The following is a 13,984-nucleotide window of genomic DNA, read 5'->3' as shown; positions in this document are numbered from 1 at the left end:
GATAATTCCTCCTTCTTGCGGTTATCGCTTACAAAAATAATAATGCATGAACTTTGTCGGAAAGTTCACCTCTCTTGGAATCAAACATGGCCTTAAAGGTACAGTTTTCTTCGATTCCACCATATATCAGGACAAAGCCTCCGCGGATATTTCTGTGTTCTTTGGAAAGAACCAGTTTTCCGCCTTTTTTCTCAGCTATGTCCGAAATTTCTTTTTCATAACCCTGCGGCATTCTCTTCAAATCTTCAGGTGAGAAACAGATTTCCCCTTCCTGAGCCAGAACGAATTTGTCCAGCATTTTGCGGAGCATGTTGAAATATGTCTCGTCGTCTGCTGTAAGCAGTGTATCGTAAGCTTTCTCCAGTACATCAGAGATCACTTCCTGCTTTGCCTCCAGAAGTGCTTTTCTCTTCTGCAGGTCGCAGGAGGAAAGGGCACGTTCCTTGATATTCTCAACATCAGCATCCGCTTTTTGGGAGATACGTCCGCATTCTGCTTCCGCTTTGTCTCTCATCTCCTGCTTAACTGCTTCTGCGCTCTTCTGCGCACGGTCGATGATATCATTCGCGGAGCTTTTTGCTTCATCCAGAATCTGGCTTTTCATTTTTTCTAATCCAGTCATTCTTTAGCTCTCCTTTACTATTTCTATTCTGTCCTGTAATTTCTGTCCCATGCCGGGACTTCTCTCCATATTTTAATTAGAAGGAAAGGTTCGTTACAGAAAGAATGGAAATCAGCAGAGCAAGAATTGCGTATGTCTCAACCATGGCCGGGAAAAGCATAGCTTTACCGAACTGTTCCGGTTTCTTGGCAACGATGCCGATAGCTGCTGCAGATGTCATTCCCTGATATTTACCGGAGATCAGACCAACGATACCGATCGGCAGACAAGCTGCTAATACCAGTAAGCCCTGCTGCGGTGTTAAATCCAGCATACCTCCGCCTAACAGACCGATCTTGGAAAGTGTGATGAAACCAACCAGCAGACCGTAGATACCCTGTGTACCTGGGAGAAGCTGCATGATAAGAACCTTAGCGAATTTGCTGGGATCTTCTGTAACAACACCTGCTGCTGCCTGACCGGCAATACCTACACCAATAGATGAACCTGCACCTGCTAATAATACTGCTAATGCTGCACCAAGTAATGCGTAAACAATTCCTAACTGACTCATAAATAAGTTTCCTCCTTAACATCTACATATTTCGTAGTTAATTTAAATGGGTTGAAAGGTCTTCCTCCACCCTCATAAAACTTGCCGAAAAACTCGACAAACTGTAAACGGTTTGTATGCACGTATGCGCCCAAAAGATTGATAGCCAGATTCAGTGAATGGCCCACAATAAAAATCACTATAAAACCGACAGCGGCAATGATACCGTCGCCCAGCATACTCGCCATCTGGTTTACCACAGATGCGATAACACCTGTTGCAAGACCAAGAGCAAGCAGACGGGAGTAAGACAGCACATCACTCAGCCATCCTGTTACATTGTAAATATCATACGCGCCCAGTGCCAGACGAAGAGCGATATTCTTGTTCGCACGCCCTGACATAAGAAGCAGTCCTACCGCTCCTGCGATCGCCATGACCTTTCCGATCTGCGAAACTGCCGGTGGGAAAGTTCCTTCCGGAAGCTGGGAGATGGATGCAAAGATACTGCTTGGAAGCAGCATCATAACCAAACCGATCAGAAATACATACCAGATAATAACATCACAGAAGAAATCCATGTACTGTTTATCTTTCAGAAGCATGTATCCTTTCAGTGCCAGTCCCATGAACAGATGGATCACACCAAACAGCATTGCGTACATAAGAAGACGCATTGGGTCATTCAGCGGAACGAACCAGGCTGCCTTGATCAGTCCGCCGTCCGGTACATCCACATGGAAGAAGGTTCGCGCGACCACGTCCACGGCATCTCCGAAGTATCCTCCGAAAAGTACACCCCACACTAAAGTGGAAAGACCGCAGTACATGAACATTTTCAGCGCCTTATGCATGCCCTGGCTCATGCGCGGGTACTTTCTCAGTACAATAAAACATGCCAGGAATATAATCAGTCCGTATGCCGCATCAGACAGCATCAGACCAAAGAAAAATACATAGAAAAACGACATGATCGTCGTTGGGTCAACCTCGCCTTTTTTCGGCAGACCGTAGGATTCCAAAACGCCCTCCACAGACTGTGAAAACGCGTTATTGCTCAGAAGCACCGGGGCTTCCTCATCCTCCTGTATCTCCTCCACATCAAAGACCAGATCATAGCCCTCTTCCATTGCCTTTTTCACTGCAGGAACCGCTTTTTTAGGTATATACCCACTTACAAAAAAGGTCCTGGAGGACTGTGGAATTTGTCCCAGGAGTTCGTATTTCTCTGCTCTTGTACGGAAATAGTCAGAAATCAAACGCAGGTCTGCGCGCTTGTCCCCATATTCAGTAATATGCTTCTGACATCCCTCAATTTCTTTTTGGAGCGCACTGATTTCTGCCTCCAAGTGTTCTTTTTCGACCGCCGGTATTTCACTGACGATCTGAGATGGCCTAGCAAAACCGCCCTGCCGCAGCGCATCCTCCACCTGCTGTGCGTTCTTCTTCAGACACAGCACAACAATATAAGTGGAATCTCTGTCCGCAGAAAGGACTGTCACATCCACGCCTTCAGCCTCGGGAGCGTACTCCGCGATCAGGCTGTAAACCGCTTCCAGTGTCATTTCGCCTGAAATAGCACCGATGAGTGCGCTGGTTGAACCGGTACCCTCAAAATTCATGGGCACATCCAGGCTCATCCATGGAGCCAGTGCTTCGATCTGGTTCTCCATTTTCTGGATATTTGCACGGCACTCCGCGATTTCTTTCTGCCAGCCGGTTATTCTGGAAGCAATGTCCATCATTTCTTCCTTCTGAACCGCTACCTGGTTGTAAGTTTCTTTTTCAATCAGTTTTTTTCCTTCCAGACTGGACAGCAGGGATTTTTTCTCCGGTGCATATTCCTGCAGGATATCCAGTGCTAAATCCGCCAAGTTCGCTTTTTTCTCAAAAGTGTTTCTGGCCCCCTGGGTATCCATCTTTTCAAAGCCTGACTCATCGTCTAATACCTGGGTCATTTCCATGACGCCCATGGTCTGCAGCTTTTCCAGGATGGCCTTCCGGTCCCTTTTCAGCGCGCAGATACTGACTCGCTGCATCTGCATTACTGCCATACTCTCATCCCTCCTTTAACTCGTTTTCTTTTTCTTCCTCTCAGATTAATTCGGAAATAATCAAATCAACCGCTTCTTTTTCCCGGCTTTTTGCCGCGCTCTTCAGCTTTTCGATTTCTTTTCCAGCCGCCAAAAGGGCCTCGTCCGTCTGCTGTTTTCCAAATGTTTCAGCAGAGTCTCTTAATTTTTTCGCCTTCTGCTGCGCTTCGGAAATCATATCGGAATACAATTTTTCGGAAGCCAGTTTTGCCTCCTCAGAAATCTTTTCACTCTGGCGCTTTGCATCCGCAACGATGTTTGCTGCCTCCTGCTCCGCATCCCGGATTTCTTTGATTGTTCCTTCTATCACAGTATCACCACCTTCACATAGTTTAAATATTACTATGAATTATGCAATTTGTCAATTTGTTCACAATATTTTTAACCGAATTACACGAAAAAAAGTTGCCTTATTTTGGTAATCCCGACAAAAAAAGAGAGATTGTATAGAATTTACACAATCTCCCCGAATGTCTTTGTTTAATTTGACTTTATCTTACTCGTATAAGTAGTTCTTCAGCTTCTCATCATCCAGGCTGGCAGCATCGATCCACTGATATCCCGGATTGATAAAGGAATCATTTTCCAGCCCCAGCCAAGCCCTGGCTGCTGCTACTGCGGTGGCATATCCCATGCCATACGGATTCTGTGCGATAACTCCGGCCTCTCTTCCGTCCTTGATCGCTTCTTTCTGGGTCTTGCCGGCATCAAACCCCACTACGGCAATTTCTTCTCTCTCTGCTTCTTTCAGCGCTTCCAGAACATCATCCGCAGTGACCTGATTGGTACAGAAGTATCCTTTCAGATTCGGATTATCCTCCAGCACTTTTGCTGCCATCTCCCTGACCGGTGTCTCCTCATTTTCATAGGAGAGATTAACAATCTTAATATCCGGGTAATTGGCTGTGAGCTCATCTGTAAATCCCTTGACTCTGTCCTGGCTGCTTTCAGAGCTTTCGATATGGGCCATAACAGCGATCTCTCCGCTGCTGCCCACAGCTTCCGCAAGTTTTTTCGCTGCGTCAGCGCCTGCTGCCTTGTTGTCTGTGGAGCACACGGAATCTACGGTGCCGGTCACCACACCGGAATCCAGCACAACCACGGGGATTCCGTTTTCCTCTGCTGTTTCAAGCTGGGCCTGACAGGATTCCATATCTATGGCTGCCAGACAGAGAACATTTGGATTCTCAGCCAGAACCGCGTCGATAATATTGATCTGGCTCTCCACATCAGTCTCATCGGACGGCCCTTCAAAGGATAGTTTTATCTTATCGTCACCTTTATATTCCAGTTTTTTATTTAAATCTTTGACGGCTGCTTCCATGCCTTTTTTTACAGTGACCCAGTAGCCTGTCTTTGTGCTCTTAACCACCACTGCTATATGACCGCCGGCCTCCAGCTCCAGACCTTCCAGGGATGTATAATCAATGGTTCCGGCACTGCTTTTCAGAGTGGTCATAGTCAGGTCCTCAGACATGTCTGCCTCGTTCTCTTCCTCTGCGTCCTGGCTGTTCTCATTCTCACCGGAAACTTCTGTATTATCTTTTTCCTCTTCCTTCTGTTCCTCTTCTGTATCTTCTTCTTTCTGAGGGTCCCCCTTGCTGCCCACTTCCGGCTTGTCTTCCGCCTTTGCCTCTGTGTTTACGGGTACTTCTTTTTTATCCTTATTACCACCGCATCCTGCCAGGGAACCCGCTGCCAGCGCGATGCATAATAAAGCAACCATTGTACGTTTCATGCCCTCTCCTCCAAGGTTCACGCCATACCTGTGTACGGCTTTACCAGATTTTTACATGCATTTCTCTTCCTATTAACTACGTTTCCATTATACACGAAACTACTTATTAGTCCATATGCTTTTTGTAATAATTTCGTAAAAATTTCAGGAACTTTTCTATTCATATTATCTATAAAGTTTCCAAACACGCTCTAATCAAGAAGATTCCATTCACGTAAAATCCCGTATATTACCAGAGCAGAGAGCGGTCCCAGCAAAAAACCGGCTCCTCCGTACAAAAACAGCCCCAGATATACCGATAACAGGACAAGGAGAGGCGATACCCCCACCTTCTTTCCTATCAGACGGGGCTCCAGAAACTGCCTGACGCAGCTTGTGACAAGATAAAGGGCAATACAGCCGACTGCACCGGCCGCGTCTCCTCTTAAGGCAAGGACAAGCGCCGCGGGGACAAGAAATGTACCTGTTCCCAGAACGGGTAGTGCGTCCAGAAGTCCCAGCGCCAGCCCGGCAGTGATAAAATGAGGCGTTCCCAATAAGAACAATCCGGCAATACAGAGGAGGATAATGATTCCCATAATTTTGATCTGTGCTTTGAAATATTCCGCAATTCCGCTCTTTAAGTCCTTGAAAAGGGCTTTCGCCTTAACAAACACAGGCCAGGCGGAAAACCGTTCTTTCCACTCCCCGTGCTCCTGCAGAATCAAAACCGCGGATACTACGCACAGAATCAGGCCTCCCACCAGGACCACGCACTTTTTCATGGAGCCGACCGCAGCCTCCATGGACTGACTGCCATCTAAAAAGGAACTGCTGATATTACTGAGCTGCATATAAATATACTGGCTGCTCTCCCGGGCCGGAATTCCCACCGTGTATTCCACCTGTCTGCAGCATTGGCCTATGATCTGGCAGAATTCTCTCTTTATTACCGGATAGAACGCTATCAGCCTGCTGATCTGTGCAGACAGAGCCTGGAGAAGCCACATAACCCCAAGAATGCCTCCCACGGAGAGAAGCAGAATCAGCACTGCGCCCACACCGCCTTCTGTAAAATGCAGTTTTCTGCAGAGTTTCTGCCGTGCCAGCCACCTGGCTGCCGGAAGTATGGCGAGTGCCAGAAGCCAGCCTAAAAGAAATGGGAGCATCACAGGTACCGCGTATTTCATGACCAGAAATACACCTGCAATGACTCCCACTGTTATACCCGCTTTCTTCCATCTCATCTTCTGCTCACCATACCTTATCTTTTTCGTTCTCCTCTAACAGTATGTGTGAACTTTTCTTACCTATACTATAGGAAAATTTCCAGAGGGCTTTACCTGGAATTCCATTTTTTTCTTTGTCTTTGGATGGGTAAAAATTAATTTATATGCGCACAGCGCGATGTACTGCCATTCCTTTTCTTTTCCTGCCTGAGGATTGTACTTGGTATCCCCCAGCAGAGGATGGCCGGCGTATGCCATCTGGACACGGATCTGGTGATGACGGCCTGTCAGAAGATGGATCTCGAGAAGAGAACAATCCTCTGCTTCTTTTAATACGCGGTATTCCAGAATGGCTTTTTTACTTTGTGGTGTTTTTTGTTTTGTCACCCTGGAGGTGTTGGTGTTAGCATCTTTTATAAGTTCGTTCTCAAGACGGGATTCTTTTTTCGTCGGTATGCCGCTGACAGCGGCAAGGTAGTATTTTTCCATACTTCCGTTCTGGACCTGAGCGTTTAGGTCTTTGGCTGCGGCTTTGTTTTTTGCAAAGACCAGGATACCCTCTACGGGCTGGTCGAGGCGGTGGATAACAGCCAAATAAGGAGGCTCGCCTTTTGAGATGAGGTAGGTGAGGAGGGAGGATTCCAGGTCCGGGGTGTTGATTTTTTTTGATTGGACAGGGAGACCGGGAGGTTTGTGGCAGATTAGGATGTGGGGGTCTTCGTGTAGGATAATTTGGGAGATGGGGGGTGTTTTCATGGTTGTTTAAATTCCTTTTTCTAAATTTATTTTGTTGGCTGAAGGGACGGGGAATGCAGGGCAGCGGGGCCGGGGCGTGGGTGGAGAGGGATAACTTGCCTGGGAGTATTATAGCATGGATGGGCAAAAATGAACAACCGTCATATCTTCTATTATCGGATACAACGGTTGTTCTAATGATCTGCGTTATTCAATTTTTTTATTCCTTTCTTTTTCTTAGTATTGATAAAAAATCCGGAATGAATACTGTTATTTTGTTCTTTCCTTATTCTTCTATACTTCCTTTTAATCTTCTCATTCCCTATTTATAAATCTTTCACTCTGAATTCGTAATCTCTTTGAGCTTCCTTTCATTTCTTATCTGAATGTTCTACCCAAATCCCTTTATGGACTCTGATAAAGCCTTCTCTGAAATGGTCTTCACTCTTCTTGGATATTTAAATTCCGGTGTTTGATAAGATTTATTGAAAGTTCATATCAAATCTATTATGGATAATAAAAAGCTTCTAAACAAATAGTTCGGGCTATTTTGTTTTCAAAACATTTCTTTATACATTTCTTCGGGATATAAAATAATTTACTTCTTTTTCAAGAACTTTTAAATACAACAGGCTAATCTCAACGAATACAACTTATTATATCTTCTGCATTTTTTATATCTTTGAATGATGTATAAATACTTTGTTCTTTCAAAATATATTTCTTTACATATATTTTGAAACCTTTTTATTACTTTTGTGGTAATTGTTCAATATGAGGGCACTTTTTGATATATCACCTAACCGCTTTTTTATCCTCTTAATAGGATTCTTCTTCGGTCTTTATGTAGTTAGGTCTTTCTCTAGGGAACTATGCCTTACCACTCTCATATTGATAATTGATATTCGCTATTTCCAATGGAATATACCTCCTTATCAATATTTCAAATAACACCTTTTACATTACTTTTTATCCTTGGTACTGTTATTCTTTTGTACTTTATGGATCTCTCATATGTAGTACGTTTTAACATTACTCTGATTCCTATTATGTATTCTCCATACACTTTAAGGAGATATAATGTTTTATCTTTTGTACCTTGTAGCCAACTTCCTAAAAAAGATTTATCTTCTCTATGTTTAAGAATTGGTTATGTAGTAATGTGTTGGTGTTTTCTTTTGATGGTTATATATTACCATGGGTTGTTTTATTTGTCAATATATTTTTTGAAAAAAGTTTTGTTTTTTTATAAGTTATATTTTTAACATTATTAAGCTGTAAATTATATGTTTTTATATGAATTTACTACACAATTTACGAAAAGCATAATAATTCTGAACATTGAAAATTGCCAAAATAAAACACCGTGCGACACATTATTTTATCCTCCAATCCAGAAATATCTGGTTTTGTCGGATAAATCCTGTGCCGCACGGTATTTATGTTAACCTCTGTAGTAGTTGATCAGACAGCCTTTCAGAATGATCTCTCGTTCATCATCTGTCAGATCACCGATTTTCACTTTGAATTCCCTGCAGGAATCTCCTGCCACGTAAACCTTGATTTCTTCAGCCTTCTCCTCAACAGCTTTTCTGATTCCCGGAAGAAGCAGATAATCGCCTTTTTTAAACGGCAGGCTGCCAGCCGGGACCAGAAGGGGGAGCATACCCCAATTGATCAGGTTGGAACGGTAACGCTTGGTGGCATATTCATTGGCGATATTGGCCCATCCGCCCAGTACCTTCTGACAGGACGCAGCCTGTTCCCTGGCCGAACCGTCGCCTGGTTTTACGGCATAGATAGTGCTTCCGATACCTGTATTGGAGCTGTCCATGTCAGGGCATACCGTTTTCAGCTTCTCCCATACGGACTTCAGCTCCGGTACAGCTTCCAGCGGACAGTTTCCGGCTTCTCTGGCCTTCTCCGCAGCCTGGATTTCCTTGGCAAGCGGTACATACTCAGGGTCTTTTCTGGAGAGGGTAAATTCGGCAAGTCCCAGAGGATTGGAGCGGAAGGATGATGTTTCACCTGATGGGATCAGCTCATCTGTTGTGGTAACCGGATCATGAATCTCAGAAACCACCTTCAGTACCAGGTTCTCTGTGAGAGCCGGCATTTCAGGCCAGTCCTTGATATTCGGTCCGAACTGTATCTCTGTGTCCGGGTCGGCTTTGCCTTTGCTGTCAAAGACGCGGTTCTCGTAAATCGTTTTGTCAAAGAAATAGCGGGGTTTTGTATATTTAACATCAAAGTCCGCTGCTGAGGTCAGATAGCCCCTGTTTGCTGCTGTGGCTGCTATGGAACGGGCATCCATCAGTGCAACGGAAGAAATCTGTCCGTTCTGGATCTTGGAACCCTCACGGTTCGGGAAATTTCTGGTAGAGTGGCGGATACTGAGGGCATTGTTGGCAGGTGTATCCCCGGCGCCGAAGCACGGTCCGCAGAAAGCAGTCTTGACCACAGCACCTGTCTGCATCAAATCTGCCAGGACACCATTCTTGGCGATCTCCATGTAAATCGGTGTACTGGCCGGATATACACTTAAAGTAAAGGCATCCGCACCGATGCTGGAACCTCTTAATATATCAGCGGCATCACAGATATTTTCAAACCCGCCGCCCGCACATCCGGCGATGATTCCCTGTTCCACATACAGTCTGCCGTTATGTACTTTATCCTTCAGGGTAAACGGAATCTTGCCGTCCAGGCTCACCTGTGCCTTTTTCTCCACGTCATCCAGAATATCCATCAGGTTCGCATTCAGTTCTTCTATTGTATAGGTGTTGCTTGGGTGGAACGGCATGGCGATCATGGGTTTCACCCGGCTTAAGTCCACATAGACCATTCCGTCATAGTAAGTCACTGCACCGGGAGACAGCTCTTTATACTCCCCGGCTCTTCCGTGAACCTCATAGAAGTCCTTAATGGTATCGTCTGTTGTCCAGATGGAAGAGAGGCAGGTCGTTTCTGTGGTCATAACATCAATTCCGATACGGAAATCAGCGCTGAGTCCGGCAACGCCCGGGCCTACAAACTCCATGACTTTATTCTTAACATAACCGTTGGCAAACACTGCGCCTATGATAGCCAGCGCAACGTCCTGGGGACCTACGCCCGGCATCGGCTTTCCGGTCAGATAAACGCCCACAACCTCCGGTCTGTGTATATCATAAGTCTTGCCCAGAAGCTGCTTCACCAGCTCCGGACCGCCCTCACCCATAGCCATGGTTCCCAGGGCACCGTATCGGGTATGGCTGTCCGATCCCAGAATCATTTTTCCGCCGCCTGCCAGCATCTCCCTGGCAAACTGATGGATAACTGCCTGATGGGGCGGCACATACATTCCGCCGTAGCGTTTTGCGCAGGTCAGACCAAACATGTGGTCATCCTCATTGATGGTTCCGCCCACTGCACAGAGAGAGTTGTGGCAGTTTGTCAGTACATAGGGGATTGGGAATTTTTCCAGCCCTGAAGCCCTTGCAGTCTGAATGATCCCCACAAATGTAATATCGTGGGATGTCAGTTTATCGAATTTAATTTTTAAATCATCCATATTTCCGGATGTATTATGCTTTTCCAAGATAGAGTAAGCCATTGTCTGTCTGGATGCCTCTTCTTTGTCAAGAGACGCTGCACCTGTCATCTGTGCAACTGCTGCTGCCGCTTCAGGACCGTCTTCCACAAGCTCAGTTCCATTCACCAACCAGACACCGCCATCGTAAAGTTTTACCATGATTGATCCTCCTTGTCACCGTTTTGTATCATTGTATACACTTATACAGTTCTTTTCTATTATACGCATTATCACGCTAAAATGCAAGCATTTTATCTCTCTATCACTTTATTTAATTCCAGTGTCTTTGTCGTTCGCACATTCTCAGGAAAACATCGGAATATTTGATGATCTGTAAAGATAAAAGGCTGCCGGCAAGATTTCCTGATGTACGTATGGACGCAAAAGTTTTTCTTATCGTATATAGAACAGATAAATGGGCCGTTAAAATCCATAAGTTATGTATAAAATCTAAAGGCTCTTTGCATTTTATCTGTAAAGTGTGACCAAAACCACCGCTCACTTGCTTAGTTTACGTATTAAAACCAAAGATTCCCTGCATTTTATCTGTAAAGTATGACAAAAACCACGGCGCGCTTACTTAATTTACAGACTAATACCAAAGATTCCCTGCTTTTTATCTGTAAAGTGTAGCCAAAACCAAGGCTCACTTACTTAATATACATACTAAAACCAAAGGTTTCTTCCAATTTATCTGTACTTTCCTTCACAACAGCAAAAAAGCTGCCGGATGCCACAAAATCTGCTCCCTGCTGCAGTCATGGGCCTGTATAGACAAAATGACTACGGCAGAGAACGTACTTGCGCGGCACGCGGCAGCTCTCTTATATCAGGTCCGGGCAGTAAGTGCGGGGCCCGGCTGAATCGTTAATCCTGTTTTTTCATAAACTCCATATAGCTGGAAACCATCAGCGCGATCTTGAATGTCAGTGCGTCGTCAAACACCCTGATATCAAGTCCTGTGCTCTTCTGAATCTTCTCCAGTCTGTACACCAGTGTATTCCTATGCAGGAAGAGCTGGCGGGATGTCTCTGAAATGTTCAGATTATTGTCAAAGAATTTGTTGATGGTGTTCAGAGTCTCATCATCCAGGGATTCCGGCAGCTTGCCTCCGAATACCTCTTTCATGAACATTTCACACAGAGGCATGGGAAGCTGGTAGATCAGACGGCCGATTCCCAGATTGTTGTATCCCACAATGGTCTTCTCCACATAGAATATTTTACCTACGTCAAGAGCCATCTTCGCTTCTTTATAAGAACGTGATACATCCTTGATCTCATTGATGATATTGCCGTAGGACACGCGCACCTGGGACATAGCCTCAGCATTGAGCATATCCACGATCATCTTGGCAATGCTCTCAATGGATTCGTAATTGTCAGTCTCTTCCAGATTCCGAACAATGATGATATTTTTCTCATCAATCGCTGTGATGAAATCGTTTGTTCTGGACACAAACAGGTTTTTCAGAATCTCAATGGCATCCTGATCCTTCTCATTTTTGGTCTCGACCAGAAGCACTACTCTCCTGGCTTCCACCGGGATATGCAGTTTTTTTGCACGGTTGTATACATCTACCAGAAGCAGATTGTCGAGAATCAGATTCTGGATAAAATTTGACTTATCAAAACGCTCTTTGTAAGCCACGATCAGATTCTGAATCTCCGCAACAGCCACGCGGCCAATCATATAGGCATCCTCATTGCCGCCTTTTGCGATCAGAATAAACTCCACAGACTGCCCGTCATAAATCTTGAAGAAATGGTAGCCTTTCATTACCTGGCTGTCCGCCATTGATTCCACAAAGCCGGACACATCACCGAAATCTTCATTCTCAACCGGAAATGTAGTAGAGTTTACCTTTCCATCCACATCCATAACACAGAGATCTATCCTCGTTATGGTTCTCAATTCTTCTAATGTCTTCTGTATCACCTGGCTTGAAATCATAGTTATTCTCCTTCTGCACACTTATCAAAAATACTAATATATCAATTACTATAACGTATTTTCGACAAAATTTCAATTTTTTATTTTCGTACACTAGAGCCTGTTTGAAAATTCATTCCGACAATCTGTGACGTACAGCTTGGCGAAAGCAATTTTCAAACACGCTCTAGGCTGGCAGCTTTTCCTATATAAAAACTGCCGCAGATAAATCCGCGGCAGTCTGTATCTTTTCATAACAATTAGTTTGTGATAACCTGTTCTGTTTCTTTGTCGAATACGTGAATCTTTTCCAGATCCAGTGAGAATTTAACAACATCGCCTGTTCTGGCTGTTGTACGCGGATTAACTCTTGCTGTCATCGGGAATCCTTCTGTGTCAAAGTATAAGTAAACCTCAGCACCAAGTAATTCGTAAACAGTGATCTTACCTTCGATTACGCTGCCCGGGAATGCCTGAATACGAGCTTCATCATCGTATACGTGCTCAGGACGAATACCCATAACAACTGTCTTTCCGTCATAGCCGCCGTCGATGAGCGGTTTTCTCTTGGAAGCAGGTAAAGCGATTGTAGTTCCGCCGATTTCCAGTTCAACTTCATTGCCTTTTACGTGGCATACTGCATCCATCATGTTCATCTGAGGAGAACCGATGAATCCTGCTACGAACAGGTTCTTCGGAGCGTTGTATAAGTTCTGAGGTGTATCAACCTGCTGTACGATACCGTCTTTCATAACAACGATTCTTGTACCAAGTGTCATAGCCTCTGTCTGGTCATGTGTTACGTAGATAATGGTTGCACCTAATCTCTCATGCAGTTTGGAAATCTCAGTACGCATCTGTACACGAAGTTTAGCATCCAGGTTTGACAGAGGTTCGTCCATCAGGAATACTTTAGGTTCACGCACAATAGCACGTCCCATAGCAACACGCTGTCTCTGACCACCGGAAAGAGCTTTCGGTTTACGGTCTAACAGTTTCTCCAGGTCAAGGATCTTAGCTGCTTCTTTAACCATTTTATCAATCTGGTCTTTCGGAACTTTTCTCAGTTTCAGACCGAATGCCATGTTATCATATACGGTCATATGCGGATACAGAGCGTAGTTCTGGAATACCATTGCAATATCTCTGTCTTTAGGTTCTACATCATTTACAACCTTGTCACCGATTTTTAATGTACCGCCTGAAATTTCTTCCAGACCTGCGATCATACGAAGTGTAGTAGATTTACCACAACCTGAAGGACCTACGAAGATGATGAATTCTTTATCTGCGATTTCAAGGTTAAAATCTTTTACTGCTTCGAATCCGTTTGGATATGTTTTGTTAATATGCTGTAATGATAAGCTTGCCATTTTCATTTCCTCCTAATTGTTACGCGTCTCTTTGCTTTGATTAACTGTTACAAGTATAACACTGACACCCGGTTTTTTACCATGGTTCAATTAAACAAAGATTAAATAAAGTCTTTGTTATCATCTCTAAGAAAATACACCCTATTGGCAATTTACCGAATTTTCTTTTCTTCAATA

At 44.5% G+C, this 13,984-nt stretch carries 11 protein-coding genes; 1 reads left to right on the top strand and 10 read right to left on the bottom strand.

All coding sequences use genetic code 11. The features are described from left to right. Positions 1–28: 28 nt before the first annotated feature. The 9 genes from LC508_RS22215 to LC508_RS22175 all read right to left on the bottom strand — a co-directional run bounded on the left by LC508_RS22215 (position 29) and on the right by LC508_RS22175 (position 12,455). On the bottom strand, positions 29–622 hold the full coding sequence (locus tag LC508_RS22215) for a V-type ATP synthase subunit E (RefSeq protein WP_103731859.1): 594 nt from the start codon (positions 620–622) through the stop codon (positions 29–31). 76 nt (positions 623–698) lie between these two features. Further along, complete coding sequence (locus tag LC508_RS22210) at positions 699–1,175, bottom strand: V-type ATP synthase subunit K (RefSeq protein ID WP_018593354.1); 477 nt, start codon at positions 1,173–1,175, stop codon at positions 699–701. Continuing rightward, positions 1,172–3,208 carry a V-type ATP synthase subunit I gene (locus tag LC508_RS22205; protein WP_103731858.1) on the bottom strand — a complete coding sequence of 679 codons (2,037 nt, stop codon included), beginning with the start codon at positions 3,206–3,208 and terminating at the stop codon, positions 1,172–1,174. The genes LC508_RS22210 and LC508_RS22205 overlap by 4 nt, the downstream gene beginning before the upstream one ends. Positions 3,209–3,248: 40 nt before the next feature. After that, complete coding sequence (locus tag LC508_RS22200; protein ID WP_033139168.1) at positions 3,249–3,557, bottom strand: ATP synthase; 309 nt, start codon at positions 3,555–3,557, stop codon at positions 3,249–3,251. A 186-nt stretch (positions 3,558–3,743) separates the two neighbouring features. Next, entirely contained in the window at positions 3,744–4,985 is a 1,242-nt protein-coding gene (locus tag LC508_RS22195; protein WP_103731857.1) for an ABC transporter substrate-binding protein, read from the bottom strand. 191 nt (positions 4,986–5,176) lie between these two features. Further along, positions 5,177–6,211: an AI-2E family transporter gene (locus LC508_RS22190; protein ID WP_033139170.1), complete on the bottom strand. Its 1,035-nt coding sequence runs from the start codon at positions 6,209–6,211 to the stop codon at positions 5,177–5,179. Between the two features lie 63 nt (positions 6,212–6,274). Then, positions 6,275–6,949, bottom strand: coding sequence for an RluA family pseudouridine synthase (locus LC508_RS22185; RefSeq protein ID WP_103731856.1), 675 nt, complete (start codon positions 6,947–6,949; stop codon positions 6,275–6,277). Between the two features lie 1,423 nt (positions 6,950–8,372). Next, positions 8,373–10,661: a hydratase gene (locus LC508_RS22180; protein WP_103731543.1), complete on the bottom strand. Its 2,289-nt coding sequence runs from the start codon at positions 10,659–10,661 to the stop codon at positions 8,373–8,375. Between the two features lie 708 nt (positions 10,662–11,369). Further along, positions 11,370–12,455 (bottom strand): PucR family transcriptional regulator, encoded by a 1,086-nt coding sequence (locus LC508_RS22175; protein WP_033142031.1) that lies wholly within the window; start codon positions 12,453–12,455, stop codon positions 11,370–11,372. Between the two features lie 114 nt (positions 12,456–12,569). Between LC508_RS22175 and LC508_RS28785 the strand changes: the two genes are divergently transcribed. Next, positions 12,570–12,647, top strand: coding sequence for a DUF6783 domain-containing protein (locus LC508_RS28785; RefSeq protein ID WP_353963996.1), 78 nt, complete (start codon positions 12,570–12,572; stop codon positions 12,645–12,647). A gap of 47 nt (positions 12,648–12,694) precedes the next feature. On the opposite strand, the gene LC508_RS22170 is transcribed toward LC508_RS28785, so the two are convergent. Then, on the bottom strand, positions 12,695–13,807 hold the full coding sequence (locus LC508_RS22170) for an ABC transporter ATP-binding protein (RefSeq protein ID WP_033142032.1): 1,113 nt from the start codon (positions 13,805–13,807) through the stop codon (positions 12,695–12,697). Positions 13,808–13,984 lie beyond the last annotated feature (177 nt).

It is taken from the genome of Blautia parvula (assembly GCF_020215665.1).
GTDB classification, from domain to species: Bacteria; Bacillota; Clostridia; order Lachnospirales; family Lachnospiraceae; genus Blautia; species Blautia celeris.
The sequence above is the reverse complement of the archived record's forward strand: the minus strand, read 5'-3'. Positions and strand labels throughout refer to the sequence as shown.